The organism is Pseudomonas sp. B3G-3 (assembly GCF_028640915.1).
Lineage (GTDB): Bacteria > Pseudomonadota > Gammaproteobacteria > Pseudomonadales > Pseudomonadaceae > Aquipseudomonas > Aquipseudomonas chlororaphis_I.
Window position 1 is genome coordinate 119255 of record NZ_JAQZAB010000116.1, and the last position, 24955, is coordinate 144209.

Sequence of the window (24955 nt, forward strand, 5' to 3'; positions counted from 1 at the left end):
CGCCGCAAGCCTGCTTGCGGCGATTTATCTGACGGCGCTTTCCCCCTGTAGGAGCGAGCTTGCTCGCGATAGCGATCGGTCTGTCGGCATCCATGTTGAATGTCCCGCAGTCATCGCGAGCAAGCTCGCTCCTACACAAGAGGGGATCGCTTCGGCCTTCATTTCTTCAACTGGATTATCCCGATGAGCTCTGTGGCGGTTTTCAGCAAAGCCTCACCGTTCGACGCGCTGCAGCGCTGGCTCCCCAAGTTGGTCCTGGCGCCAAGCATGCTGATCGTCCTGGTCGGTTTTTATGGTTACATCATCTGGACGTTCATTCTGTCCTTCACCAATTCCAGCTTCATGCCGAGCTACAAGTGGGTCGGCCTGCAGCAATACATGCGCCTGATGGACAACGACCGCTGGTGGGTGGCGAGCAAGAACCTGGCGCTGTTCGGCGGCATGTTCATCGGCATCAGCCTGGTGCTGGGCGTATTCCTGGCGGTGCTGCTGGACCAGCGCATCCGCAAGGAAGGCTTTATCCGCACCGTCTACCTGTACCCGATGGCGCTGTCGATGATCGTCACCGGCACCGCCTGGAAATGGCTGCTCAACCCTGGCCTGGGCCTGGACAAGATGCTGCGTGACTGGGGCTGGGAAGGCTTCCGCCTGGACTGGCTGGTGGATCAGGATCGCGTGGTGTACTGCCTGGTGATCGCCGCCGTGTGGCAGGCCTCCGGCTTTGTCATGGCGATGTTTCTCGCCGGCTTGCGTGGCGTCGATCAGTCGATCATTCGCGCCGCCCAGGTCGATGGCGCGAGCCTGCCGACCATCTACCTGAAGATCGTCCTGCCGAGCCTGCGCCCGGTGTTCTTCAGCGCCTTCATGATCCTCGCGCACATCGCGATCAAGAGCTTCGACCTGGTGGCGGCAATGACCGCCGGCGGCCCTGGCTACTCGTCCGACCTACCGGCGATGTTCATGTACTCCTTCACCTTCAGCCGTGGCCAGATGGGCATAGGTTCGGCCAGCGCCATGCTGATGCTGGGCGCCGTGCTGACCATCCTGGTGCCGTACCTGTACTCCGAACTGCGAGGCAAACGCCATGACTAACCAGCTCGGAAAACCTGCGCTGAACTTCAGCCGCATCGCCATCTACGCCACCCTGCTGCTGGCAGCGGCGGTGTACCTGGTGCCGCTGGTGGTGATGCTGCTGACCAGCTTCAAGACCCCGGAAGACATCCGCACCGGCAACCTGCTGAGCTGGCCGGCCGTGATCGACGGCATCGGCTGGATCAAGGCCTGGGACACCGTGGGCGGCTACTTCTGGAACTCGGTGAAGATCACCGTGCCGGCGGTGATCATCTCGACCTTCGTCGGCGCCATGAACGGCTACGTACTGTCGATGTGGCGCTTTCGCGGTTCGCAGCTGTTCTTCGGCCTGCTGTTGTTCGGCTGCTTCCTGCCGTTCCAGACCGTGCTGCTGCCGGCGTCCTTCACCCTCGGCAAGTTCGGCCTGGCCAACACCACCAGCGGCCTGGTGCTGGTGCACGTGGTCTATGGTCTGGCGTTCACCACTTTGTTCTTCCGCAACTACTACGTGAGCATCCCGGACGCCCTGGTCAAGGCCGCGCGCCTGGACGGCGCAGGCTTCTTCACTATCTTCGGCAAGATCCTGCTGCCGATGTCGGTGCCGATCATCATGGTCTGCCTGATCTGGCAGTTCACCCAGATCTGGAACGATTTCCTGTTCGGCGTGGTGTTCGCCAGCGGCGATGTGCAACCGATCACCGTGGCCTTGAACAACCTGGTCAACACCAGCACCGGGACCAAGGAATACAACGTTGATATGGCGGCGGCGATGATCGCCGGGCTGCCGACACTGCTGGTCTACATATTCGCTGGCAAGTATTTCCTGCGTGGGCTGACGTCCGGCGCGGTCAAGGGGTAAAAGATGGCAACTCTCGAATTACGCAACGTCAACAAGACCTACGGTACTGGCCTGCCGGATACCCTGAAGAACATCGAACTGAAGATCGATGACGGTGAGTTCCTGATTCTCGTGGGACCTTCGGGCTGCGGTAAATCCACCCTGATGAACTGCATCGCCGGCCTGGAAAACATCAGCGGCGGGGCGATCCTGGTGGACGACGCCGACATCAGCGGCATGAGCCCGAAAGACCGCGACATCGCCATGGTGTTCCAGTCCTACGCGCTGTACCCGACCATGAGCGTGCGCGACAACATCGCCTTCGGCCTGAAGATCCGCAAGATGCCGGCCGCCGAGATCGACGAGGAAGTGGCGCGGGTGGCCAAGCTGCTGCAGATCGAACACCTGCTCAGCCGCAAGCCCGGCCAACTGTCCGGCGGCCAGCAACAGCGCGTGGCCATGGGCCGGGCCCTGGCGCGGCGGCCGAAGATCTACCTGTTCGACGAACCGCTGTCCAACCTCGACGCCAAGCTGCGGGTCGAGATGCGCACCGAAATGAAACTGATGCACCAGCGCCTGAAAACCACCACGGTCTACGTCACCCACGACCAGATCGAAGCCATGACCCTGGGCGACAAGGTGGCGGTGATGAAGGACGGCATCATCCAGCAGTTCGGCACTCCGAAACAGATCTACAACGACCCGGCCAACCTGTTCGTGGCCAGCTTCATCGGTTCGCCGCCGATGAACTTCATCCCCCTGCGCCTGCAACGCAAGGACGGCCGCCTGCTGGCCCTGCTGGACAGCGGCCAGGCCCGTTGCGAGCTGCCCCTGGGCATGCAGGACGCCGGCCTGGAAGACCGGGAAGTGATCCTCGGCATCCGTCCGGAGCAGATCGGCCTGGCGAACGGCGAGGGCAACGGCCTGCCGACCCTGCGCGCCGAGGTCCAGGTCACCGAGCCGACCGGCCCCGACACCCTGGTGTTCGTCAACCTCAACGGCACCAAGGTCTGCTGCCGCCTGGCGCCGGATGTGGCGCCGCAGGTCGGCGAAACCCTGACCCTGCAATTCGATCCGGCCAAGGTTCTGCTGTTCGATGCCAAGAGTGGCGAGCGCCTGGGTGTTGCGGCCCCTGCGCAGACCGAAGCCCATGCCAGCAACGTGGCGCAGTTCAAGGGGCGTTGAAGCCGGCGTTATTGGAGCAGGGACGTACCGAATGCGCGGCGGATGGCCTGTCATCCGTCGCATCAGGTGTAAACCGCGTTAGAGAAAAACAGTTAATAACAATAAAGACGAGGATGTAGGGATGAAAAAGAAGAGCACCAATGCACGCTTGATCTGCCAGTTGTCAGCGATTGCGGCAATGACCCTGGCCGGTAGCGCGCACGCTGACGAAGCGTTCAGCGCCGATTCGAAATGGATGACCGGTGACTGGGGTGGCGAGCGGACCAAACTGCTCGAGAAAGGGATCGACATCAAGGCCGATTACGTTGGCGAAATGGGCGCCAACCTGCATGGCGGCTACAACGACGACAAGACCGGGCGCTACAGCGACCAGTTCGGCCTGGGCGTGGCGCTGGACCTGGAAAAGCTCTGGGGCTGGGATAACACCCAGGCGAAGATCCAGCTGACCAACCGTAACGGCCAGAACATCTCCAACGACCGTATCGGCGACCCGCGTGCCGGCACCTTGAGCTCCTCCCAGGAAGTCTACGGCCGTGGCCACATGGTGCGTCTGACCCAACTGTGGATCCAGCACCAGTTCCTCGACGGCAAGCTCGACGTCAAGGCCGGTTACTTCGGCGAAGGCGAAGACTTCAACACCTTCCCCTGCGACTTCCAGAACCTGGCGTTCTGCGGCTCCCAGGTGGGCAACTGGGCGACCAACATCTGGTACAACTGGCCGGTCAGCCAGGCGGCACTGCGGGTGAAGTACCACATCACGCCTGAGCTGTATGCGCAGATCGGCGCGTACAACCAGAACCCGTCGCAACTGGAGCACGGCAACGGCTTCAAGCTCAGCGGCAGCGGTACCAAGGGCACCGTGCTGCCGGTCGAGCTGGTCTGGTCGCCGAAGGTCAACAACCTGCCGGGCGAATACCGCGTCGGTTACTACAAGAGCACGGCCGATGCCAGCGACGTGCGCGAGGACGTCAATGGCCAGGACGCCGCCGTCACCCGTGACAGCTATCGCGTGCACAGCAGCAAGCACGGCTACTGGTTCGTCGGGCAGCAGCAGCTCACCACTCACAACGGCGATGCGACCCGCGGTCTGAACATCGCGGCCAACGCCACGTTCCACGACAAGGACACCAACTTCATCGACAACTACCAGTCGCTGATGCTGGTGTACAAGGGCCCGTTCGACGCACGTCCCAAGGATGACGTCGGCATCGGTTTCGCCCGTATCCATGTCAACGACGACGTGAAGAAAAACGCCCAGTTGCTCAATGACACCAACGGCGTCAGCAACTACGACGATCCGCTGTTCTCGCCGATCCGCGAGACTGAGTACAACTACGAAATCAACTACGGCTTCCATGTCACCAACTGGCTGACCGTGCGTCCCAACCTGCAGTACATCACCCATCCAGGCGGTGTGGATGAAGTCGACAACGCCCTGGTGGCCGGCCTGAAAATTCAGTCGGTGTTCTAACGCTGTTGCGATAAGCTCCTCCTCAATGTGCGCATTTTTGCGGATGGCCCAGGCTATCCGCTTTTTTTTGGGGACGAACCCGTTCCCTGTAGCCGCTACCGCAGGCTGCGATCGGCCGGGACGGCCGTAGCGTCCTCAAGATCGCTGAAGGCCTGCGGCCTTATCGCAGCCTGCGGCAGCGGCTACGGGGTTTTGCGCATCAATGATGAATATCGGTACAGCAATGATCTTCAGGACCGTGGCCCATGCATGAGCATCCGCTACAACGCTTTTTCAAATCCTTGCGCGAGCGCCCGATCTTCGCGTGGGAGCGCTATCAGATGCGCGACGTGCTGGTGATCGACCATCCGCTGTGCCAGGCGGTGTTCAGTCGCCAGGGCGCGCAGCTCCTGCATTTCCAGCCGACCGGGCAGAAGCCCTGGCTGTGGTGTGCGGCGAAGTGGCCGCAGGTCGGGGCGATCCGTGGCGGGGTGCCGGTGTGCTGGCCCTGGTACGGCCGTCACCCGAGCGAAAACGCCTGGCCATCCCATGGCTGGGCCCGGCTGATCGACTGGAAGCTGCTCGACAGCCGCAGCGATGACGAGGGCGTGTACCTGCACTGGCAGTTGCAGCTGTGCGACTGGCAGGTCGACCTGCACGCGCACCTGGGCGAAAGCATGGACCTGCGCCTGAGCACCGAGCACCAGGACAGCCTGCCGTGCCAGCTGAGCCAGGCTTTGCACGCCTACTGGCGTATTGGCGACGTCGGCGAGGTAGCGCTGTCTGGGCTCGACGGCGCCGAGGGTTACGACCAGTTGAGCCGCCAGGCGTGCCGGCAAACAGGCGAGCTGCGGGTCGATGGTGGCTGTCAGCGGGTGTTCCAGCACGAGGGCGAATTGCAGCTCAAGGATCACGCCTGGCAGCGCGAATTGCGCATCGATACTGGCGATACCGCCGACACCGTGGTCTGGCATCCGGGCAGCCGGCCGTTGCTGGGGGTGAGCTGGAGCGAGGTGTCCGGGTTCGTCTGCGTCGAAGCGGCGGCGGGGGGCACCGACAGCCTGTGCCTGGCGCCGGGGGAGCGGGCGCACCTGAGTCTGCAGGCGCGGGCGGGGGCGTAGTGGCGGGTTGGCGGTGTGGCTGGTGCCGTCATCGCGGGCAAGCCTCGCTCCTACAAGTCAATGTGTTCTGTAGGAGCGGCCGGTCGACGCTCGATTGCCCGTGATAAGGCCGAAGGGGCTGGCGCCGGGTTTCGCGAAACTCAGTTGTACTCGTCGCCCACCGGATAGCGGCTGGCGTTGAGGCTTTCCTTGATCTTGCGCAGGTGCGGCTGGAAGTCCACGCCGCGGCGCAGGGTCATGCCGGTGGCGAGGACGTCGAGCACGGTGAGCTGGATGATCCGCGAGGTCATCGGCATGTAGATGTCGGTGTCTTCCGGCAGCGGGATGTTCAGGCTCAGGGTGCTGGCCTTGGCCAGCGGCGAGCCGGCGGCGGTCAGGCCGAGTACCGAGGCGCCGTTTTCCCGGGCGATGCGCGCCACTTCCACCAGCTCGCGGGTGCGCCCGGTGTAGGAGATGATCACGAACAGCTCGCCGGTGTGGGCCACCGAGGCGATCATCCGCTGCATCAGTACATCGGCGTGGGCGGTCACCGCCAGGTTGAAGCGGAAGAACTTGTGCTGGGCATCGAGGGCCACCGGGGCCGAGGCGCCGAGACCGAAGAAGTGGATCTGCCGGGCCTGGATCAACAGGTCGACGGCACGGCTGATCAGGTTCGGGTCCAGGGCCTGGCAGGCGCTGTCCAGCGAGGCGATGGCGCTGCCGAAGATTTTCTGGGTGTAGGCTTCGGGGTTGTCGTCGGCTTCCACTGCGCGGCTGACGTAGGCCGCGCCGCTGGCCAGGCTCTGGGCCAGTTGCAGCTTGAGTTCGGGGTAGCCGCTGACACCGAACGAGCGGCAGAAACGGTTGACCGTCGGCTCGCTGACCGAAGCGGCCTGGGCGAGGGCGGCAATACTGAAGCGGGTCGCCTGCTGTGGGTTGAGCAGGATGACTTCGGCGACTTTACGTTCCGCCTTGTTCAATTCTTCAAGGCGATTCTGGATCTGTTCCAGAAGATTTCGCACGCGGTCCATTAGGGTTTTCCTGGTTCGGCAATGCAAAGGAAGCCGGTCTTAACCGGTCTTTGGCGGTGGCCTATCCTACTGATGGCTCCGACGGACCACCACTTCGAATCTGTATTTTGCTAAAATGTTGTGGTTATTACTACATTTTCCCTTGAGTGATGCCTTGAAAAAAGGTATTTGTAGCTTAACTTGATAAAAGAACAAACATCATGCCTTCGATAACGGTTGAACCGTGCACCTTCGCCTTGTTCGGCGCGCTGGGCGATCTGGCGCTTCGCAAATTGTTTCCTGCCCTCTACCAGCTCGATGGCGCCGGCCTGCTGCATGACGACACGCGCATTCTGGCCCTGGCCCGCGAGCCGGGCAGCGATCAGCAGCACCTGTCTTTCATTGAAGCGCAATTGCGCAAGTATGTAGGTGCCAAGGAGATCGACGCGGCAGTGCTGGAGCGCTTCCTGGCGCGCCTGACCTACCTGCACGTCGACTTCCTCAAGGCCGAGGATTACCTGGCCCTGGCCGAGCTGGCCGGGCGCGAGCAACGCCTGATCGCCTATTTCGCCACGCCGGCGGCGGTGTACGGGGCGATCTGCGAGAACCTGTCGAAGGCCGGGCTGGCCGAAAACACCCGCGTGGTGCTGGAAAAGCCCATCGGTTCGGACCTGGACTCGTCGCGCAAGGTCAACGACGCGGTGGCGCAGTTCTTCCCGGAGAACCGCATCTATCGCATCGACCACTACCTGGGCAAGGAGACGGTGCAGAACCTGATAGCCCTGCGTTTCGCCAACAGCCTGTTCGAGACCCAGTGGAACCAGAACTACATCTCCCATGTGGAAATCACCGTGGCCGAGAAGGTCGGGATCGAAGGCCGCTGGGGTTACTTCGACAAGGCCGGCCAACTGCGGGACATGATCCAGAACCACCTGCTGCAACTGCTCTGCCTGATTGCCATGGACCCGCCCGCCGACCTCTCGGCCGACAGCATCCGTGACGAGAAGGTCAAGGTGCTCAAGGCCCTGGCGCCGATCAGCCCGGAAGGCCTGACCACCCAGGTGGTGCGTGGCCAGTACATCGCCGGGCACAGCGAAGGCAAGGCCGTGCCGGGGTACCTGGAGGAAGAGAATTCCAACACCCAGAGCGATACCGAGACCTTCGTCGCCCTGCGGGCCGACATCCGCAACTGGCGCTGGGCCGGGGTGCCGTTCTACCTGCGCACCGGCAAGCGCATGCCGCAGAAGCTGTCGCAGATCGTCATCCACTTCAAGGAGCCGTCGCACTACATCTTCGCCCCCGAGCAGCGCCTGCAGATCAGCAACAAGCTGATCATCCGCCTGCAGCCGGACGAAGGTATCTCCCTGCGGGTGATGACCAAGGAACAAGGCCTGGACAAGGGCATGCAACTGCGCAGCGGTCCGTTGCAGCTGAATTTTTCCGACACCTATCGCAGCGCGCGGATCCCCGATGCCTACGAGCGGTTGTTGCTGGAAGTGATGCGTGGCAATCAGAACCTGTTTGTCCGCAAAGATGAAATCGAAGCCGCGTGGAAGTGGTGTGACCAGCTGATCGCCGGGTGGAAGAAATCCGGCGATGCGCCCAAGCCGTATGCGGCCGGGTCGTGGGGGCCGATGAGCTCCATCGCACTGATCACGCGGGACGGGAGGTCATGGTATGGCGATATCTAAATTGAAACTGCCCGCGGGCGTACACGCCCACGAGTTCCGCAGCCCGATGCTGCTGGCCGAAGGCCTGGCGCTGAAGGTGGCCGGGCAACTGAGCCAGGCGATCCAGGTTCGCGGCGAAGCCACGCTGGTGGTGTCCGGCGGGCGCAGCCCGGTGGCGTTTTTCCAGCACCTGGCCAAGCAGCACCTGGACTGGTCCAAGGTCCTGGTCACCCTGGCGGACGAGCGCTGGGTACCGGTGGAGCATGCCGACAGCAACGCCGGCCTGCTCAAGCGCTACTTGCTGCAGGGCCCGGCGGCCCAGGCGAAGTTCCTCAGCCTGTACAACGCCGCGGCGAACCTCGAACAGGCCGCGGAGCAAGCCGATCGTCTGCTGGCCGAGTTGTCGGCCATCGACGCGCTGGTGCTGGGCATGGGCGATGACGGTCATACCGCCTCCCTGTTCCCCAACAGCCCGAACCTGGCCGAAGCCCTGCAGGCCGACGGTCAGCGTCGCTGCTGGCCGATGCTGGCGCCGAGCGTGCCGCATCAGCGCCTGAGCATGAGCCGCGCCTTGCTGGCTTCGGCCACGTACAGCGTGCTGTCGATTTCCGGTCAATCCAAATTGACCACCCTGAGTGCCGCACTGGCCGGTGACGATGTCGCCGCGATGCCGATTCGTGCCTTCCTGCAACCTCCGTTAGAGATTTACTGGTGCCCATGAGCCAAGGATCAGCCGCTATGACAATCCCACAACCGACCGTTTCCATGGCGGACAAAGTTGCCCTGATCGACAGCCTCTGCGCCAAGGCGCGGATTCTGCCGGTGATCACCATCGCCCGCGAACAGGACGTGCTGCCCCTGGCCGACGCCCTGGCCGCCGGTGGCCTGACCGCTCTGGAAGTGACCCTGCGTTCGCAGTTCGGCCTCAAGGCCATCCAGATCCTGCGCGAGCAGCGTCCGGAGTTGGTGACCGGCGCCGGCACCGTGCTCGATCGGCAGATGCTGGCCGCCGCCGAAGCCGCCGGTTCGCAGTTCATCGTCACCCCGGGCATTACCCGTGACCTGCTGGAAGCCAGCGTCGCCAGCCCGATCCCGCTGTTGCCGGGGATCAGCAATGCCTCCGGGATCATGGAGGGTTACAGCCTGGGCTATCGCCGCTTCAAGCTGTTCCCGGCGGAAGTCAGTGGCGGCGTGGCCGCGATCAAGGCCCTGGGCGGCCCGTTCGGCGAGGTGAAGTTCTGCCCGACCGGCGGTGTCGGCCCGGCCAATATCAAGAGCTACATGGCGTTGAAGAACGTGATGTGCGTTGGCGGTAGCTGGATGCTCGATCCCGAGTGGATCAAGAACGGCGACTGGGCGCGGATCCAGGAGTGCACGGCCGAGGCCCTGGCGCTGCTGGACTGACAGGTTTCCTGCTTTTTTCAAAGATTCGTTGGTGTGTTCTACGGCTTTACGGTGCGCTTGGTCGGTGCACCGTTTTTTTTTGCCTGGAGAAAAGCTGGCCGGCTATTGCCGGGTCTTCTGTAGGAGCGAAGCTTGCTCGCGATCCGCGTAGCGGCCATTCAATCGCGTTGCCTGTTCCACCCTCATCGCGCGCAAGCTGCGCTCCTACATGAGGACGTACGAAAGATCTCAACCCAACTGCACCAGCGCCTCGACCAGCAGCTGGATATCCGAGGCTGGCGTGGTAAAGCCCGGAGTCACGCGGATACAGGGTCCGCAACGCGAACCGCTGCGCGCCACGGTGAACAGGTTGTATTCCTTGAGCAGCCGTTCGGCCATCGCCTGCTGGTCCGGCTGGCGGGTGAAGCGAAACGAGGTGATGCCGCAATACAGCCGTGGATCGTCCGGGGTCATGACTTCAATCCCGGGCAGCTCGCGCACCTGGCTCACCCACAGGTCGCGCAGGTAATTCAGGCGCGCGCCCTTGAGGGCCGAGCCGCCCATGCTGCGGTGTTCCTCGAACATCCGGGGCAAGGTCAGCCAGGCCGGGATGTTCGGCGTGCCATAAGGCGCCCGTGAGCGGATATCGTCCAGGGCATAACGTTGCTCGCCCATGTCCGGGTCGATATCGGCCAGGCGTTGCGGGTCGATGTAGACAAACCCCAGGCTCAGCGGTGCGCCAATCCATTTCTGCAGGTTGTAGCCGGCGAACGCCACGCCGAGTTCGCTGAGCTGGAAATCGACCTGGGCCAGGGCGTGGGCGCCGTCGAGGATGACGTCGATTCCCCGTTCGCGGGCCTCCAGGGCAATGGCCTGGACTGGCAGCACCAGCCCGGTGCGGTGGGTGACGTGGGTCAGGGCCATCAGCTTCAGCCTTGGGTAGCGCTCGAAGGCCTCGCGGTAGCTGGCCAGCAGGCTGTCGAAACTCGCCGGGTGGGCATGCTCGATTTCGATGACCTCGACCCCGCGATGGCGCGCCAGCCAGCGCATGGCGCCCTTGACGCTGTCGTATTCCAGGTCGCTGAACAGCACCTGGTCGCCCGGCTGCAGGCGGTTGTAGTTGCGGATCAGCGACTGCAATGCCTCTGAAGCACTGCGGGTGAGGGCGACGGCTTGGCGGTCGACGCCGAGCAGTTCGGCCAGTTGCTGTCGAATCTGCAAATTGCCGATCTGTTCGAAATGCTGGCGCACATGCACCGAGTTGCTGCGGTTCACGAAGTCGATCTGGCGCTGGTATTCCTCGACCACGGCGCGGCTCATGCGCCCGAAATAGCCGTTTTCCAGGTTGATCGGCCCGGGTTCGACGTCATAGCGCTGGGCAATGGTCAGCCAGTAATCTTCGTCGCGGGCGAGTTGGGCATTGCTGGGCATGGCGGGCTTCTTAATGACGGGGTTTGGGTTTGCCGTGTTTGGCGCGCAGCGGGTCCAGTAGATCGGAAAGACCGTTGTGATCGATTTCCTGCATCAATGCCAACAGGCCGCCCAGCTCGCCGTGGGGAAAACCTTCGCGGGCGAACCAGTTCAGGTAGGGGCCGGGCAGGTCGGCGAGGATGCGGCCCTTGTACTTGCCGTAGGGCATTTCGCGGGTGACCAGAAGTTCAAGTTTTTCGGGATTCATGGCGGCTGTCTGTAGAGGTGACGAACACCTTGGAAAATACAGGCATTCTGCATGCAGGCCAAATGACAGATCATGCAAATAACGCGGATACAGAAAGCGGTAAAAAACTTAACTTTTTGAAAAGTAATGGAAAAATTTTCATTCCAGGGCTGGCACGCAGGGTGCAACACCTATCACAACTCCCTCAACCTGGAAGGAATGGAAAATGACTGGCATCAACAAAGAAGCGATTTCGATCCTCAACGATCTGATCGAAACCAGTAAGGACGGTCAGGAGGGGTTCAAGACCTGCGCAGAAGACATCAAGCATCCTGAGTTGAAAGCGCTGTTCGTCAAGCGCTCCGCCGATTGCGCCACCGCTGCGGCCGAATTGCAGGCCAGCGTGCGTTCGTTGGGCGGCGATCCGGAAACCTCCACCAGCGTCAGTGGCGACCTGCACCGCCGTTGGGTCGACCTCAAGTCCCTGGTGACCGGCAAGGATGAAGAAGCGGTGCTCAACGAGGCCGAGCGCGGTGAAGACCATGCGCTGAAAGCCTACAAAAACGCGCTGGAGAAAATCAGCAAACACAACCTGGTCGGCATCCGCGACCTGGTGGAGCGTCAGTACCATGGCGTACAGCGCAACCACGATCAGGTCAAAGCCCTGCGCAACCAGGCCCGTGCCCGTTCATAACGGGTCAAACCTGTCAAAAACGCCAGCCTGTCTGGCGTTTTTTTATGCCTGAAAATTAATACTGGACGACTGATAGTTAGCTAGCTAATAATTTGCGGGTGTCATTTCTCGCTTCAGTACATCTATCGTTGTTTTGTCCTTCCCAGGGTTCTTTCCGTGCGTATCACTTTGCAGGCGCTGTTCGCCCCCAATCTCCCGGCCGTGCAGTTCGCGATCAAGACCGTGCTCGGCGCCGGCCTGGCGCTGTGGCTGGCCATGCGCTGGGGGCTGCAGCAGCCGTCCTGGGCGCTGATGACGGCGATCATCGTTGCCCAGCCGCTGTCCGGGATGGTCCTGCAAAAGGGCATGGCACGGCTGGTGGGGACGTTGGTGGGCACCTGCATGTCGGTGCTGTTCATGGGGCTGTTCGCCCAGACGCCCTGGCTGTTCCTGCTGGCCCTGGCGCTGTGGCTGGGGCTGTGCACCGCCAGTTCGACCCTGCTGCGCAGCGCCTGGTCCTATTCGTTCGTGCTGGCCGGCTACACCGTGGCGATCATTGCCTTGCCGGCGATCTCCCACCCGTTGTCGATATTCGACCAGGCCGTGGCGCGTTGTACGGAAATTTCCCTGGGCATTATCTGCGCCACCGCCAGCAGTGCCTTGCTCTGGCCGATGCGGGTCGAGCGGCAGTTGACCGCCCAGGCGCGCAGCGCCTGGCAAAGCGGCATGCAGGCGGCGCGGGCGACCCTGGCCGGTGATGCCCTGGCGCGCAAGGGGCTGCTGGAAATCCTCGGGCGCATTGTCGCCGTGGACTCGCAGCGCGAACATGCCTGGTTCGAAGGCCCGCTGGGCCGGCAACGGGCGCGGGCGATCAGCGCCTTGAGCCAGAAGCTGCTGATGCTGCTGCGGATCTCCCGTTCGGTGCGCCGGCAATGGAAACAATTGGACCAGGCCGAGGCGGACCAGCTGGCACCCTGGATGGAACAGGTGCAGCAGGCCCTGGCGGCCATGGACAAGCCGACCTTGCAGGCGTTGCGGCCGCAGTTGCTGGACGCTTCCCACGACGCGGCCATCAGCTCGGCGCAAAGCTATTGCCTGGCCCGCTTCACCCTGTTGCTGGATACCGCCCTGGCCGCCGGCGCGGCGCTGCAGGCGGTGGAGGAGGGCACGGCGCCGGTCGAGCAGCCGGCGACCCTGAGCCCCCATCGCGATCTGTCGCTGGCGCTGTTGTTTGGCGCGCGTAGTGCCCTGGCCTTCCTCACTGTGGCCTGCTTCTGGCTGGCCACCGCCTGGCCGGCGGCCTCGGGGGCGATGCTGCTGACCTGTGTGGTGTGCGGCCTGTTCGCCAGTCGGGAAAACGGTGCGCAGATCGGCATGAGTTTCATGCGCGGCATCTTCCTGGCGATCCCGGTGGCCTTCGTGGTCGGGCAGATCCTGCTGCCGCAGTGGAGCAGTTTTGCCTTGCTGGCGATGGCCATGGGCGTGCCGCTGTTTTTCGGCGCGCTGGGCATGGCCAAACCCCAGATCGGCGCCACGGCCACCTCGTTCTGCCTGCACTTCGTGGTGCTGATTTCGCCGCAGAACCAGATGACGTTCGACGTCGCGAACTTCCTCAACAGCGCCCAGGCGATGGTGCTCGGCGTGGGCGCCGCGGTGCTGGCGTTCCAGCTGCTGATCCTGCGCGACCCGGCCTGGCATGGGCGGCGCCTGTTGGCGGCGACCCTGCAGGATCTGGTGCGCCTGACCCGGCGCAACCTGCGCGGCGCGGAAAGCTGGTTCGGTGGGCGCATGGCCGATCGCCTGCTGCAACTGGCGCGGCACTACCCGGAATTGCCGGAGCAGGCGCGCAGCCGCTGGGACGATGGCCTGCTGGGCCTGGATATCGGCGACGAACTGATGCACCTGCGCTTGAGCCTGGCGGTGGCCCAGGTGCCCGCGGATGCTTCGCAGCGACGTTATTTCGAGTATCTGGAGCAGGTGCTGGAGCGCGGGCCGGGGGCCGGTCGCGGCGACGCGCTGGCCGACGCCAGCACCGCCTTGCTCGAGGCCCTGGACAGCCAACCGCCCAGCGATGCATTGAAGCTGGCCCAGGGCGCGGTGGTGCAGTTGCAGAAGAGCTGGCGCACCTGGTGCCGGCAGCAGGAGGAAAACCATGGGGCTGCGTGAGTGGTCGCTGGGCGGAGTATTGCTCAGCCCGTTTCTGATTTATGTGGTGCTGGCGCTGGTGCTGACCGGGGTGCTGCGCATGCTGTTGCGCGCAACGCCGCTGGGACGCTGGATCTGGCACGAAGCACTGTTCGATGTGGCCTTGTACGTCTGTGTCCTGACGTTGGTCACTGTCGTACTCGGACCTTTATAAGGAGTTGTTCATGCGTGCTTCCGTACGTATCGCTTTTACCCTGTGCCTGGTGGCGGCGGCGCTGTTTGCCGGCTTTCACCTGTGGCAGTACTACATGCTCACGCCCTGGACCCGGGATGCGCGGATTCGCGCCGACGTGGTGATAGTCGCCCCCGACGTCTCGGGCTGGGTGCGTGAGCTCAAGGCTCATGACAACCAGGCGGTGAAGGCCGGCGACCTGTTGCTGAGCATCGACCGCGATCGCTTCGAGGCGGCGCTGGAAAAGGCCCAGGCAGTGGTGCAGACCCGCCAGCAGCAACTCAACCTGAAAGAGCGCGAAGCCAGCCGCCGGGCCAGCCTCGGCCCGCAGGCGATCAGCGCCGAACTGCGGGAAAACGCGCAGATCAATGCCGGGGTGGCCCGTGGCGAGCTGCGCCAGGCCCAGGCCGACGCCAAGGTCGCCGAACTCAACCTGGCGCGCAGCCAGGTCCGCGCGCCGCGCAGCGGGCACATCACCAACCTGCGCCTGGCCGAAGGCAACTATGTGAATGCCGGGCAATCGGTGATGGCGCTGATCGACGATTCGACCTTCTACGTGCAGGCCTATTTCGAGGAAACCAAACTGCCGCGGATCAAGGTCGGCGACCCGGTCAAGGTGTGGCTGATGAGCGCTGGGGAAGCCTTGCAGGGGCATGTGGAAAGCATCAGCCGCGGCATCACCGACCGCAATGCCACGCCGGACGGGCAATTGCTGGCCGAGGTGGAGCCGACGTTCAACTGGGTGCGCCTGGCGCAGCGGATTCCGGTGCGCATCAGGCTCGACAAGGTGCCCGAAGGCGTCAACCTGAGCGCCGGGATGACGGCGAGCGTGCAGGTGGAGGAGGGGAGTCGCTAATCCCGCCTGTAGCCGCTGCCGAGCCTGCGAGGCTGCGATCGGTTTGGGCGGCACTCCGACGTAGCAATCGCAAGCCTCGAGTCCCGGATCTGCCCGGGAAACGCAGTGGCTGATTTTGCGATTGCTACGCAATCGATCGCAGGCTGCGCCAGCGGCTACAGGGCGGCTTAGCCGATATTGATGGCCGGCAAGGTCGGCAGGGTAACGGTCTGTTGTTTGCGCGGGGCGAGGATTTCGGCTTCGCCGTCCACCACCAGCTCATCGCGCTGGTTGAACACGCGGGTGGCGATACGCACACGGAACTTCGGCAGTTTTTCGAGGATTTCCAGGCGCACGGTCAGGGTGTCGCCGATCTTCACCGGCTTCTGGAAGCTCATCTTCTGGCCGATATAGATGGTGCCCGGCCCAGGCAGCTCGCAGGCCACCGCGGCGCTGATCAGCGCACCGCTGAACATGCCGTGGGCGATACGCTCCTTGAACATGCTGGCGGCAGCGAATTCGGCGTCCAGGTGCACCGGGTTGTGGTCGCCGGACATGGCGGCGAACAGCTGGATGTCACGCTCTTCCACGTGCTTGCTGTAGCTGGCGGTCTGGCCGACTTCGAGGGCTTCGTACGGGGTGTTGGTAACTTGGGTCATCTCTCTCAAGTCCTGTGCTGAGCGTTGATTGGCGTATTGATTGGAAACAGGGTCATTCAGTCTTCGGCGGTCGGCGATGCTGCAGGGCCTGGTCGAGCCAGGCCAGTACATCGGCCGTCACTTCGTCGCGGTTGCTTTCATTGAATAGTTCGTGCCGCGCCTGCGGGTAGATATTGAGCTGCAGGCACTGGCTGCCGGCCTCGCGCAAAGCACCGGCCAGATCCTTCAGACGTATGCCATTGCTCACCGGATCACATTCTCCGCCCAGTATCAGCAATGGCAGGCCCGGATCGATCTGGGCCAGGTTGGAGGCCTTGCTGATTTGCTGCAGGCCGCCCAGCAGGTCGATCCACAGCTGATTGCTGCAGCGAAAGCCGCAGAGCGGGTCCTGGGCGTATTTGTCGACTTCGTCGGGGTCGCGACTGAGCCAGTCGAAGGCCGTGCGGTTGGGCTTGAAGGCTTTGTTGAACGAGCCGAAGGACAGCCATTCGATCAACGCGCTGCGGCCCAGGGCGCCCTGGCGCCAGCGTTCGAAGCGGGCGATCTGGCGGGCGGCGCGGTACAGCGCCACCGGCTGGAAATTCGAGCCGCTGAGGATGGCCCCGTACAGGCTGGCGCTGTGGTGCAGCAGGTAGGCCTGGGCGATGTAGCTGCCCATGCTGTGGCCCAGCAGCACGATCGGGGTTCCCGGGTGCTGCTGGCCGATGTGCTGGTTGAGGCTGGCCAGGTCGCCGACCACCTTGCACCAGCCGTCATCGTCGGCGAAGTGCCCGAGTACCCCGTGCTCGGCGGTCTTGCCGTGGCCGCGCAGGTCCAGCGCATAGACGCCGTAGCCTTCATTGCACAGCGCCTCTGCCAGCCTGGCGTAGCGCCCGCTGTGTTCGGCCATGCCGTGGGCCAGCAGGATCACGGCCTTGAGCGGGGCCGCTGGGAGCCACTGGTTCACGTAGAGCTGGCTGTGGTCGCTCGCGGTCAGCCAGAAAGAGTGGTGGATCATGGCGATTCCTTTGCACGGGGTCGTTGCATTGTATAGCTCATCGTCGCGGCCCCGTCCGATCTGCGCGCGCCATGGCGGCAAGATTCACGTTGTCAATGACGCCGCCGCCCGTATTTGCCCTATTCGCCATAGCTGCTAACGTCCGCAGAGCCCCGCCTTTCGTAGCGTCAGAGAAGCGGCCCGGACAGCTCAGGTAAAGAGGACAAGAACAATGCAGCCTGATTTCTGGAATGACAAACGCCCGGCCGGAGTGCCCGTCGATATCGACCTGGGTGCCTATAAGTCGGTGATCGAGGTGTTCGAGCGTTCCTGCAAGAAATTCGCCGACCGCCCGGCCTTCAGCAACATGGGCGTGACCCTGACCTACGCCGAGCTGGAGCGCTACAGCGCGGCCTTTGCCGGTTATCTGCAGAGCAGCACCGACCTGGTGCCGGGCGATCGCATCGCGGTGCAGATGCCCAACGTCCTGCATTACCCGATCGCCGTGTTCGGCGCCCTGCGCGCCGGGCTGATCGTGGTCAACACCAACCCGCTGTACACCACCCGGGAAATGCGCCACCAGTTCAAGGATTCCGGGGCGCGGGCCCTGGTGTACATGAACCTGTTCGGGCAGAAGGTCGAGGAGGTTCTGCCCGAGACCGACATCCAGTTCCTGATCGAGGCGAAGATGGGCGACCTGATGCCGTCCGCCAAGGGCTGGCTGGTCAATACCCTGGTCGACAAGGTCAAGAAGATGGTGCCGGCCTATCGCTTGCCCCAGGCCGTGTCCTTCAAGAGCGCGCTGCGCCTGGGCCGTGGCCAGCCGATCAAGTCTTTGAACGCCCGCCTGGACGACGTCGCCGTGCTGCAATACACCGGCGGCACCACGGGGCTGGCCAAGGGCGCGATGCTGACCCACGGCAACCTGGTGGCCAACATGCAGCAGGCCCGTGCCTGCCTCGGGCAACTGGGGCCGGACGGTCATCCGCTGCTGCGCGAGGGCCAGGAGGTGATGATCGCGCCGCTGCCGCTGTACCACATCTATGCCTTCACCGCGAACTGCATGTGCATGATGGTCACCGGCAACCACAACGTGCTGATCACCAACCCGCGGGACATCGGCGGTTTCATCAAGGAGCTGAAGAAGTGGCGCTTCTCGGCGCTGCTGGGGCTGAACACGCTGTTCATGGCGCTGATGGATCATCCCGAGTTCAAGACCCTCGACTTCTCCAATCTCAAGCTCACCAACTCCGGGGGCACGGCGCTGGTCAAGGCCACCGCCGAGCGCTGGGCGCAGTTGACCGGCTGCCGCATCACCGAAGGCTACGGCCTGACCGAAACCTCGCCCGTGGCCTGCACCAACCCTTACGGTGACCAGTCGCGCCTGGGCACCGTGGGACTGCCGGTGCCGGGCACGACCCTCAAGGTCATCGATGACCAGGGCGTCGAGCAGCCGTTGGGCGAGCGCGGCGAGCTGTGCATCAAGGGGCCGCAGATCATGAAGGGCTACTGGCAGAAGCCGGAGGCCACTGAGGAGGTGCTGGATGCCGATGGCTGGTTCAAGTCCGGCGATATTGCGGTGATCGATCCGGATGGCTTCGTGCGCATCGTCGATCGCAAGAAGGACATGATCATCGTCTCGGGTTTCAACGTGTACCCCAACGAAATCGAGGACGTGGTGATGGCCCATCCGAAAGTCGCCAACTGCGCGGTGATCGGTGTGCCGGACGAGCGTTCGGGGGAGGCGGTGAAGCTGTTCGTGGTGGCCCGCGAGTCGGGGGTCAGCCTCGAAGAGCTGAAGGCCTACTGCAAGGAAAACTTCACCGGCTACAAGGTGCCGAAGCACATCGTGTTGCGTGAGTCGTTGCCGATGACGCCGGTAGGCAAGATCCTGCGTCGGGAGCTGCGCGACATCGCCTGATGTTTCACCGGATGTAACAGTCCCGCGCCAGGGCGCGACCATCGCGAGCAAGCCTCGCTTTTACCGGAACCCAGGGTTTCTGTAGGAGCGAAGCTTGCTCGCGATGCTTTTTGGGGGCCGCAAAAGCCCGTTCCAGAGCCCTATATGGTTGTATAGAATTTTTACTCTAAAAATGACTATTGAATATTCTTGAGTCACTAAAGTGACTGTTTAGGCCGATTTTGGCTCTAGGCGGCCTTTGGCAAAGCTGCTACTCTCGGCGCGCTTTGTGACTTCTCGGCCTATGTAGACAGCCAGACTCACCAACAATAGACATCAATAAAAAACACACACAAATAATAATCGCATCAAGTGCGCTGACGAATTCGCGTTGCTGAGGAGTGGGCTTCCATGATCCAAGACTTTTGGAAGGATAAGTACCCAGCTGGGATTGCTGCCGATATCAATCCAGACGAGTATCCGAATATTCAGGCGGTGTTGAAGCAGTCCTGCCAACGTTTTGCCGACAAACCGGCCTTTAGCAACCTCGGCAAGACACTCACCTACGGTGAGCTGTACGAACTGTCCGGTGCTTTTGCCGCGTACCTGCAACAGCATACCGATTTGCAACCCGGCGATCGAATCGCCGTGCAACTGCCCAACGTCCTGCAGTACCCGGTCGCAGTATTCGGCGCCATCCGCGCCGGCCTGATCGTGGTCAACACCAACCCGCTGTACACCGCGCGGGAAATGGAACACCAGTTCAACGACTCCGGCGCCAAGGCCCTGGTGTGCCTGGCCAACATGGCGCACCTGGCCGAAGCCGTGGTGCCCAAGACCAGCGTCAAGCATGTGATCGTCACCGAAGTGGCGGACCTGCTGCCACCGCTCAAGCGCTTGCTGATCAACAGCGTCATCAAGTACGTGAAGAAGATGGTGCCGGCCTATCACCTGCCCAAGGCCGTCAAGTTCAACGATGTGCTGAGCCAGGGCCATGGCCAGCCGGTCAAGGACGCCAACCCGGCCAGCAGCGATGTCGCCGTGCTGCAATACACCGGCGGCACCACCGGCGTGGCCAAGGGTGCGATGCTGACCCACCGCAACCTGGTGGCGAACATGCTGCAATGCCGGGCGCTGATGGCCTCCAACCTCAATGAGGGTTGCGAGATCCTGATCACCCCGCTGCCGCTGTACCACATCTATGCCTTCACCTTTCATTGCATGGCGATGATGCTGAGCGGCAACCACAACATCCTGATCAGCAACCCGCGCGACCTGCCGGCGATGGTCAAGGAACTGTCGAAGTGGAAGTTCAGCGGCTTCGTCGGCCTCAACACCCTGTTCGTCGCCCTGTGCAACAACGAAGCCTTCCGCAAGCTGGATTTCTCGGCGCTGAAAGTCACCCTGTCCGGCGGCATGGCGCTGCAACTGGCGGCGGCCGAGCGGTGGAAGGAGGTGACCGGTTGCCCGATCTGCGAAGGTTACGGCATGACCGAGACCAGTCCGGTGGCCACCGTCAACCCGGGCCAGAATATCCAGATCGGCACCATCGGCATCCCGGTGCCGTCGACCCTGTGCCGGATCGTCGACGATGCCGGCAACGAGCTGCCCCTGGGCGAAGTCGGCGAGCTGTGCGTCAAGGGCCCGCAGGTGATGAAGGGCTACTGGCAGCGCCAGGACGCTACCGATGAAGTGATGAGCGACGGCTGGCTGAAGACCGGCGATATCGCGTTGATCCAGCCCGATGGCTATATCCGCATTGTCGATCGCAAGAAAGACATGATCCTGGTCTCCGGCTTCAATGTGTATCCGAACGAGCTGGAAGACGTGCTGACGGCCCTGCCAGGCGTGTTGCAGTGCGCGGCGATCGGCGTGCCGGACGAGAAGTCGGGCGAGTCGATCAAGATCTTCATCGTCGCCAAGCCGGGCGTGACCCTGACCAAGGAACAGGTGATGGAGCACATGCGCGCCAACGTCACCGGCTACAAGGTGCCCAAGGCCGTCGAGTTCCGCGATGCGCTGCCGACCACCAACGTCGGCAAGATCCTGCGTCGCGAACTGCGCGACGAAGAGCTGAAGAAGCTGGGCGTGAAGAAGTAAAACGCCAGGCCAACAAAAAGCCCCGCATTCGCGGGGCTTTTTGTTGGGCGCTTGTGTAGCCGCTGCCGAAGGCTGCGATCGACCTCGCAGAGGGCGTCGTTTTTGCCGGCGCGGGAGGTCCTGCGGACCTTGCGCAGCCCGCGGCAGCGGCTACAGGTGGATCACTGCTGGAACTGCGCGAAGTTCACGCCGGTGCCGGCGGGGCGTACGTCCTTGAGGAAGGAGTCCTTGTCGGCGCTCAGCTCCAGGCTCAGGGCCGCCTTGCGCTTGCCGGCGTTGCGGACCACCAGGCCTTCGAGCTTTTCCCGCAGGAACACCGTCGGCACCTTCAGGTGCAGCAACTGGTCGGTGTTCGGGGTGTACAGCAGCAGGTGGACCCATTCGTACTGCCCGATGGCCAGGCGGCTGACCGGCAGATCGAACCACCAGATATTCCGGCTGCGGCTCAGTTCCGCGAAGTGGCAGTTGTTGACGCCCAGCACCGCACCGCCCAGTTCCTGGTTCCGGCGGGCGATGGCCAGCTTTTTATCGAGTTTCATAACATTCCTACGGGATTGGATCTTCAGCGCAGCGCCTGAATACGTTGCGCATTCTCGTGGGTTGGTCGCCAAACATAAAGCGCAACCTGCGTGCGGCGGGCAAATAAGGCGATGAAATACCCCGCTGAAAATAATTGAAACTCCGCGCGACGGCCTCGGGTCAACCTCAGGGCAGGACCCCAAACCCTCGATTGTTCTACGGAGAAATACCATGGGCAGCACAGCGGACAAGGCAAAAGGCCTGGCCAACGAGGCCGTTGGCAATATCAAGCAAGGTGTCGGCAAAGCGACCGATAACGATCGGTTGGAAACCGAAGGCAAGATTCAGGAAAAGAAAGGTGAAGCGCAGCAAGCCCTCGGCAAGGCCAAGGATGCGCTGAAAAAGACCATCGACAAGGCCTGATCCACCGGCTCGCACTGCACCACGACGGCCATCCGCGGATGGCCGTTTTTACATCGGCCATGGCACCAAATGAGACGAAACGGTTCAAAATCGCCAAACTAGGCTAGTTTGTTGTACAAAACGGCCCCTGAGTCGCCACCGACCCTGAATGCTTGCGGCGAAAGGAGACGCTATGTTCTTGCCGAATTTGAAAGGCCTGCCCCTGCATCGTGTGCTGGTGCGCACGGTCACTGAGTTCATCGACGATGAAATGTCGACCTATGCTTCGGCACTGGCCTATCAGATGCTGTTTTCGTTGTTCCCCTTCATTCTGTTCCTGATCGCCTTGATCGGTTTCCTGCACCTGCCGGACTTCTTCTCCTGGTTGCGCCTGCAATCGGAACTGGTGTTGCCGCCCCAGGCGCTGGAGCAGGTCAACCCGGTGATCGACCAGTTGCAGCAGTCCAAGGGCGGCCTGCTGTCGGTGGGTATTGTGATTGCCCTGTATACCGCCTCGGCCGGCGTGCGGCTGATGATGAGCGCGATGAACGCCGCTTATGACGTGGTCGAGAAGCGCCCGTTGTGGAAACGTTTTCCGCTGTCGATTTTCTACACCATCGGCATCGCCGGCATGCTCCTGGCGGCCGCGGCCTTGATGGTGCTCGGGCCGCAGGTGATGGGCTGGATCGCCGCGCAGGTCGGCCTGGAAGACTTCATCGTCACCGTCTGGACCATCCTGCGCTGGCCGGTGATCGTGATCCTGATGATGGTCGCCGTGGCGCTGATCTACTACGTGATGCCCGACGTGAAGCAGGAGTTCCGCTTCATCACCCCAGGCTCGGTGCTGGCGGTGGTGGTGTGGATCATCGCCTCGTTGGGCTTCGCGTTCTACGTGAAGACCTTTGCCAACTACAACGCCATGTATGGCAGTATCGGGGCGATCATCGTCCTGCTGCTGTACTTCTATATTTCCTCGGCGGTGCTGTTGCTGGGGGCCGAGATGAATGCGGCGATCGAGCACATGTCGTCCGACGGCAAGAACCCTGGAGAAAGGGTTCCCGGCGAGCACGACGAACCCAAACAACACGTATCGGGACTGGGCCGGGACCACTCGCTCAAGCCGACCACTGACGAAGTCTGATCATGATCCGTGAAATCCTCAAAATGGGCGACGAGCGCCTGCTGCGCATCGCGCCACCGGTGCCGCCCGAGATGTTCGACAGCCCCGAGCTGTGGCAACTGATCGATGACATGTTCCAGACCATGGAAAGCGTCGGCGGGGTCGGCCTGGCCGCGCCGCAGATCGGCGTCGACCTGCAACTGGTGATCTTCGGTTTCGAGCACAGCGAGCGTTACCCGCAAGCCGAGGCCGTGCCGCAGACCATCCTGATCAACCCGCTGATCACGCCCTTGAGCCCGGTGCTGGAAGAGGGCTGGGAAGGCTGCCTGTCGGTGCCGGGGCTGCGGGGCGCGGTCGAGCGCTATCAGCACATTCGCTACGAAGGCGTCGACCCCAAGGGCGAGCCGATCGTCCGGATCGCCTCGGGTTTCCATGCGCGGGTGGTGCAGCATGAATGCGATCACCTGATCGGCCGCCTGTACCCGTCGCGGATCAGCGACTTCAGCAAGTTCGGTTTTACCGAGGTGATGTTCCCCGACCTCGATCCCCACGCCGACGATTGAAGGATAAGGATCGCAGCCTGTCCGCAGGCTGCGATCCGCGCGGTTATTTCGCCGGTTTCACAAAGCGCAGCGTCATCCGGTCCGACTCGCCGATCGCCAGGTACTTGGCCTTGTCCTCGTTCCCCAGCTTGAGCGCTGGCGGCAGGGTCCAGACGCCTTGGGCGTAGTCCTTGGTGTCTTGCGGGTTGGCGTTGATCTCGCTTTGCCCCTCCAGCGCAAACCCGGCGTCGGTTGCCAGCTTCACCACGTAGGCAGTGGTCAGGTAGCCGCTGTGCTTGATGTCTTCCAGGGAGGCGCCGTCCTTGGCGCGATGATCCACCACGCCCAGCACGCCCCCCGGTTTCAGCACCTTGAAGAACGCCTGGAACATCGCCGGCGCGGTGTCGGCCAGCACCCAGTTATGCACGTTGCGAAAGGTCAGCACGGCGTCAGCCGAACCGGCCGGACCGAGCACCGGTGCCTTGGGGTCGAACTCGACGAACCGGGCCTTGGCATAGCGGGCCGGGTCGGCGCTGAATTTCTGCTTCAGGCTGTCCGCCGATTTCTGGAAATACTCGCCGCTGGACGGGGCCTGGAGGGCGGCGATGTACTGCCCGTGGTCCTTGAGCAGTGGCGCGAGGAGCTCGCTGTACCAGCCGCCACCGGGAGTGATCTCGATCAACTTCTGGTCGGCCTTGAGGCCGAAGAACTGCAGGGTCTGCTGCGGATGGCGGTAACGGTCGCGGGCACTGTTCTGCGGCGCTCGCCAGTCGCCGGCCAGGACCTTGGCGTATTGCTGGGGCGAGACCGCGGCGTCGGCGGCATGGGTGAATACGGGTAGCAGCAGGGCACTGAGGGAGACAGCCAGAAGCGTCGGTTTCATGGATCATCCTGATGGAGGCCGATTTGCCGCCGAGGCTAGCACGCGCTCCAGGGCCCGCGATCACACATTATCGCTGGTCGACCTAACCAAAGGATCTATGCCCATGGCGATCAGGCTCTTGCTCCTGCGATAACGCTCCAGGCGATCCGCCAGGGTCTGAGGCAGGGCGGGGGCCGTGGCAAAGCCCATGCGTTCGTACAGGGCTTGCAGGTCCGGGTGACAGAACAGCCACAGCGGCCCCGGCAGCTGCGCGCGTGCCCGTTCGACCAGCATTGCGGCAATGCCCTGGCCGCGACGGGCCGGGTCGACGAACAGCCCGGTCAGCCAGTGGCCCTGAGCTATGGGCGTGAGGCTCAGCCCGGCAATGATCGCTCCGCGTTTCGCCACCCAGGATTGCCCTTCGCCGGCGGCGCGCATCGGCGAATTGTGGGCGCGATAGAACTTGTTCAGCAGCGGTCGCAGGGTGTCGGCAAGCAGCAGGTATTCGGTGTCGGGCATGGGATTTCGCAGGTGGGCCGGGGCGGTGGATTATAAAAGTACGGAGCGCTCGGGATAGGTGTATACCTGATGAACGATCCCCTGCGAGTGGAGTGTGCATCATGTCC

Annotated in this window: 25 protein-coding genes; 17 read left to right on the top strand and 8 right to left on the bottom strand. The window is 62.8% G+C overall.

Going from position 1 to position 24955, the window contains the following annotated elements:
* The first annotated feature begins 183 nt into the window (after positions 1 to 183).
* The 5 genes from PVZ80_RS21635 to PVZ80_RS21655 all read left to right on the top strand — a co-directional run bounded on the left by PVZ80_RS21635 (position 184) and on the right by PVZ80_RS21655 (position 5665).
* Positions 184 to 1092, top strand: a complete 909-nt coding sequence (locus PVZ80_RS21635) for a carbohydrate ABC transporter permease (RefSeq protein ID WP_008032969.1) — start codon at positions 184 to 186, stop codon at positions 1090 to 1092.
* Positions 1085 to 1930, top strand: coding sequence for a carbohydrate ABC transporter permease (locus tag PVZ80_RS21640; RefSeq protein ID WP_273864522.1), 846 nt, complete (start codon positions 1085 to 1087; stop codon positions 1928 to 1930). Before PVZ80_RS21635 ends, PVZ80_RS21640 begins: the two co-directional genes overlap by 8 nt.
* Positions 1931 to 1933: 3 nt before the next feature.
* A complete protein-coding gene (locus PVZ80_RS21645) occupies positions 1934 to 3094 on the top strand; it encodes an ABC transporter ATP-binding protein (RefSeq protein ID WP_009050404.1) in 1161 nt (386 codons plus the stop codon).
* 121 nt (positions 3095 to 3215) lie between these two features.
* A complete protein-coding gene (locus PVZ80_RS21650; protein WP_009050403.1) occupies positions 3216 to 4565 on the top strand; it encodes a carbohydrate porin in 1350 nt (449 codons plus the stop codon).
* 245 nt (positions 4566 to 4810) lie between these two features.
* On the top strand, positions 4811 to 5665 hold the full coding sequence (locus PVZ80_RS21655; protein ID WP_016703855.1) for a D-hexose-6-phosphate mutarotase: 855 nt from the start codon (positions 4811 to 4813) through the stop codon (positions 5663 to 5665).
* Positions 5666 to 5805: 140 nt separating this feature from the next.
* On the opposite strand, the gene PVZ80_RS21660 is transcribed toward PVZ80_RS21655, so the two are convergent.
* Positions 5806 to 6666: a MurR/RpiR family transcriptional regulator gene (locus tag PVZ80_RS21660; protein ID WP_169914959.1), complete on the bottom strand. Its 861-nt coding sequence runs from the start codon at positions 6664 to 6666 to the stop codon at positions 5806 to 5808.
* Between the two features lie 209 nt (positions 6667 to 6875).
* On the opposite strand from PVZ80_RS21660, the gene zwf reads away from it, so the two are divergent.
* Genes zwf through PVZ80_RS21675 form a run of 3 tightly spaced genes read left to right on the top strand, consistent with a single transcriptional unit; the run spans position 6876 to position 9728 of the window.
* Complete coding sequence (gene zwf / locus PVZ80_RS21665) at positions 6876 to 8345, top strand: glucose-6-phosphate dehydrogenase (RefSeq protein ID WP_273864523.1); 1470 nt, start codon at positions 6876 to 6878, stop codon at positions 8343 to 8345.
* Entirely contained in the window at positions 8332 to 9045 is a 714-nt protein-coding gene (gene pgl, locus PVZ80_RS21670) for a 6-phosphogluconolactonase (protein WP_053269755.1), read from the top strand. Before zwf ends, pgl begins: the two co-directional genes overlap by 14 nt.
* A 17-nt stretch (positions 9046 to 9062) precedes the next feature.
* The gene (locus PVZ80_RS21675) at positions 9063 to 9728 is read left to right on the top strand and encodes a bifunctional 4-hydroxy-2-oxoglutarate aldolase/2-dehydro-3-deoxy-phosphogluconate aldolase (protein ID WP_007921959.1); all 666 of its coding nucleotides are present in this window, start codon (positions 9063 to 9065) and stop codon (positions 9726 to 9728) included.
* Between the two features lie 228 nt (positions 9729 to 9956).
* Here the strand turns inward: PVZ80_RS21675 and PVZ80_RS21680 are convergent, their stop codons facing one another.
* Both PVZ80_RS21680 and PVZ80_RS21685 read right to left on the bottom strand, forming a co-directional pair.
* Positions 9957 to 11138: an aminotransferase class V-fold PLP-dependent enzyme gene (locus PVZ80_RS21680; RefSeq protein WP_273864524.1), complete on the bottom strand. Its 1182-nt coding sequence runs from the start codon at positions 11136 to 11138 to the stop codon at positions 9957 to 9959.
* A 10-nt stretch (positions 11139 to 11148) separates the two neighbouring features.
* On the bottom strand, positions 11149 to 11385 hold the full coding sequence (locus PVZ80_RS21685) for a DUF3820 family protein (protein ID WP_007925076.1): 237 nt from the start codon (positions 11383 to 11385) through the stop codon (positions 11149 to 11151).
* Positions 11386 to 11590: 205 nt separating this feature from the next.
* Between PVZ80_RS21685 and PVZ80_RS21690 the strand changes: the two genes are divergently transcribed.
* From PVZ80_RS21690 to PVZ80_RS21705, 4 genes are all read left to right on the top strand, one after another.
* A complete protein-coding gene (locus PVZ80_RS21690; protein ID WP_009050397.1) occupies positions 11591 to 12058 on the top strand; it encodes a ferritin-like domain-containing protein in 468 nt (155 codons plus the stop codon).
* A gap of 156 nt (positions 12059 to 12214) precedes the next feature.
* The gene (locus PVZ80_RS21695) at positions 12215 to 14203 is read left to right on the top strand and encodes an FUSC family protein (protein WP_101283250.1); all 1989 of its coding nucleotides are present in this window, start codon (positions 12215 to 12217) and stop codon (positions 14201 to 14203) included.
* A complete protein-coding gene (locus PVZ80_RS21700; protein ID WP_007925079.1) occupies positions 14190 to 14396 on the top strand; it encodes a DUF1656 domain-containing protein in 207 nt (68 codons plus the stop codon). The genes PVZ80_RS21695 and PVZ80_RS21700 overlap by 14 nt, the downstream gene beginning before the upstream one ends.
* 10 nt (positions 14397 to 14406) lie before the next feature.
* The gene (locus tag PVZ80_RS21705; RefSeq protein WP_016703861.1) at positions 14407 to 15270 is read left to right on the top strand and encodes an efflux RND transporter periplasmic adaptor subunit; all 864 of its coding nucleotides are present in this window, start codon (positions 14407 to 14409) and stop codon (positions 15268 to 15270) included.
* A gap of 167 nt (positions 15271 to 15437) precedes the next feature.
* On the opposite strand, the gene PVZ80_RS21710 is transcribed toward PVZ80_RS21705, so the two are convergent.
* Together PVZ80_RS21710 and PVZ80_RS21715 are read right to left on the bottom strand one after the other, a co-directional pair.
* Positions 15438 to 15908: a MaoC family dehydratase gene (locus PVZ80_RS21710; RefSeq protein WP_009050394.1), complete on the bottom strand. Its 471-nt coding sequence runs from the start codon at positions 15906 to 15908 to the stop codon at positions 15438 to 15440.
* A gap of 52 nt (positions 15909 to 15960) precedes the next feature.
* Complete coding sequence (locus tag PVZ80_RS21715) at positions 15961 to 16905, bottom strand: alpha/beta hydrolase (protein WP_016703862.1); 945 nt, start codon at positions 16903 to 16905, stop codon at positions 15961 to 15963.
* A gap of 211 nt (positions 16906 to 17116) precedes the next feature.
* On the opposite strand from PVZ80_RS21715, the gene fadD2 reads away from it, so the two are divergent.
* On the top strand, positions 17117 to 18805 hold the full coding sequence (gene fadD2, locus PVZ80_RS21720; protein WP_273864525.1) for a long-chain-fatty-acid--CoA ligase FadD2: 1689 nt from the start codon (positions 17117 to 17119) through the stop codon (positions 18803 to 18805).
* 390 nt (positions 18806 to 19195) lie between these two features.
* Positions 19196 to 20884, top strand: a complete 1689-nt coding sequence (gene fadD1, locus PVZ80_RS21725) for a long-chain-fatty-acid--CoA ligase FadD1 (RefSeq protein WP_009050391.1) — start codon at positions 19196 to 19198, stop codon at positions 20882 to 20884.
* 161 nt (positions 20885 to 21045) lie between these two features.
* Here the strand turns inward: fadD1 and PVZ80_RS21730 are convergent, their stop codons facing one another.
* The gene (locus PVZ80_RS21730; protein WP_009050390.1) at positions 21046 to 21423 is read right to left on the bottom strand and encodes a hypothetical protein; all 378 of its coding nucleotides are present in this window, start codon (positions 21421 to 21423) and stop codon (positions 21046 to 21048) included.
* Between the two features lie 211 nt (positions 21424 to 21634).
* Between PVZ80_RS21730 and PVZ80_RS21735 the strand changes: the two genes are divergently transcribed.
* The 3 genes from PVZ80_RS21735 to def all read left to right on the top strand — a co-directional run bounded on the left by PVZ80_RS21735 (position 21635) and on the right by def (position 23488).
* On the top strand, positions 21635 to 21826 hold the full coding sequence (locus tag PVZ80_RS21735) for a CsbD family protein (protein ID WP_009050389.1): 192 nt from the start codon (positions 21635 to 21637) through the stop codon (positions 21824 to 21826).
* A 172-nt stretch (positions 21827 to 21998) separates the two neighbouring features.
* The gene (locus tag PVZ80_RS21740; RefSeq protein WP_007925094.1) at positions 21999 to 22946 is read left to right on the top strand and encodes a YihY/virulence factor BrkB family protein; all 948 of its coding nucleotides are present in this window, start codon (positions 21999 to 22001) and stop codon (positions 22944 to 22946) included.
* Positions 22947 to 22948: 2 nt separating this feature from the next.
* A complete protein-coding gene (gene def, locus PVZ80_RS21745; protein WP_009050388.1) occupies positions 22949 to 23488 on the top strand; it encodes a peptide deformylase in 540 nt (179 codons plus the stop codon).
* A gap of 43 nt (positions 23489 to 23531) precedes the next feature.
* Here the strand turns inward: def and PVZ80_RS21750 are convergent, their stop codons facing one another.
* Complete coding sequence (locus PVZ80_RS21750) at positions 23532 to 24350, bottom strand: class I SAM-dependent methyltransferase (RefSeq protein WP_038634413.1); 819 nt, start codon at positions 24348 to 24350, stop codon at positions 23532 to 23534.
* A 60-nt stretch (positions 24351 to 24410) separates the two neighbouring features.
* Entirely contained in the window at positions 24411 to 24848 is a 438-nt protein-coding gene (locus PVZ80_RS21755; RefSeq protein ID WP_273864526.1) for a GNAT family N-acetyltransferase, read from the bottom strand.
* Between the last annotated feature and the right edge of the window lie 107 nt (positions 24849 to 24955).

Coding starts and splice junctions, on each gene's coding strand:
- PVZ80_RS21740 (WP_007925094.1), top strand. CDS start 21,999: ATGTTCTTGCCGAATTTGAAAGGCCTGCCCCTGCATCGTGTGCTGGTG.
- PVZ80_RS21680 (WP_273864524.1), bottom strand. CDS start 11,138: ATGCCCAGCAATGCCCAACTCGCCCGCGACGAAGATTACTGGCTGACC.
- PVZ80_RS21675 (WP_007921959.1), top strand. CDS start 9,063: ATGACAATCCCACAACCGACCGTTTCCATGGCGGACAAAGTTGCCCTG.
- PVZ80_RS21690 (WP_009050397.1), top strand. CDS start 11,591: ATGACTGGCATCAACAAAGAAGCGATTTCGATCCTCAACGATCTGATC.
- PVZ80_RS21700 (WP_007925079.1), top strand. CDS start 14,190: ATGGGGCTGCGTGAGTGGTCGCTGGGCGGAGTATTGCTCAGCCCGTTT.
- PVZ80_RS21705 (WP_016703861.1), top strand. CDS start 14,407: ATGCGTGCTTCCGTACGTATCGCTTTTACCCTGTGCCTGGTGGCGGCG.
- fadD1 (WP_009050391.1), top strand. CDS start 19,196: ATGATCCAAGACTTTTGGAAGGATAAGTACCCAGCTGGGATTGCTGCC.
- PVZ80_RS21730 (WP_009050390.1), bottom strand. CDS start 21,423: ATGAAACTCGATAAAAAGCTGGCCATCGCCCGCCGGAACCAGGAACTG.
- PVZ80_RS21655 (WP_016703855.1), top strand. CDS start 4,811: ATGCATGAGCATCCGCTACAACGCTTTTTCAAATCCTTGCGCGAGCGC.
- PVZ80_RS21750 (WP_038634413.1), bottom strand. CDS start 24,350: ATGAAACCGACGCTTCTGGCTGTCTCCCTCAGTGCCCTGCTGCTACCC.
- PVZ80_RS21685 (WP_007925076.1), bottom strand. CDS start 11,385: ATGAATCCCGAAAAACTTGAACTTCTGGTCACCCGCGAAATGCCCTAC.
- fadD2 (WP_273864525.1), top strand. CDS start 17,117: ATGCAGCCTGATTTCTGGAATGACAAACGCCCGGCCGGAGTGCCCGTC.
- PVZ80_RS21640 (WP_273864522.1), top strand. CDS start 1,085: ATGACTAACCAGCTCGGAAAACCTGCGCTGAACTTCAGCCGCATCGCC.
- PVZ80_RS21735 (WP_009050389.1), top strand. CDS start 21,635: ATGGGCAGCACAGCGGACAAGGCAAAAGGCCTGGCCAACGAGGCCGTT.
- PVZ80_RS21635 (WP_008032969.1), top strand. CDS start 184: ATGAGCTCTGTGGCGGTTTTCAGCAAAGCCTCACCGTTCGACGCGCTG.
- def (WP_009050388.1), top strand. CDS start 22,949: ATGATCCGTGAAATCCTCAAAATGGGCGACGAGCGCCTGCTGCGCATC.
- pgl (WP_053269755.1), top strand. CDS start 8,332: ATGGCGATATCTAAATTGAAACTGCCCGCGGGCGTACACGCCCACGAG.
- PVZ80_RS21650 (WP_009050403.1), top strand. CDS start 3,216: ATGAAAAAGAAGAGCACCAATGCACGCTTGATCTGCCAGTTGTCAGCG.
- PVZ80_RS21710 (WP_009050394.1), bottom strand. CDS start 15,908: ATGACCCAAGTTACCAACACCCCGTACGAAGCCCTCGAAGTCGGCCAG.
- zwf (WP_273864523.1), top strand. CDS start 6,876: ATGCCTTCGATAACGGTTGAACCGTGCACCTTCGCCTTGTTCGGCGCG.
- PVZ80_RS21645 (WP_009050404.1), top strand. CDS start 1,934: ATGGCAACTCTCGAATTACGCAACGTCAACAAGACCTACGGTACTGGC.
- PVZ80_RS21755 (WP_273864526.1), bottom strand. CDS start 24,848: ATGCCCGACACCGAATACCTGCTGCTTGCCGACACCCTGCGACCGCTG.
- PVZ80_RS21715 (WP_016703862.1), bottom strand. CDS start 16,905: ATGATCCACCACTCTTTCTGGCTGACCGCGAGCGACCACAGCCAGCTC.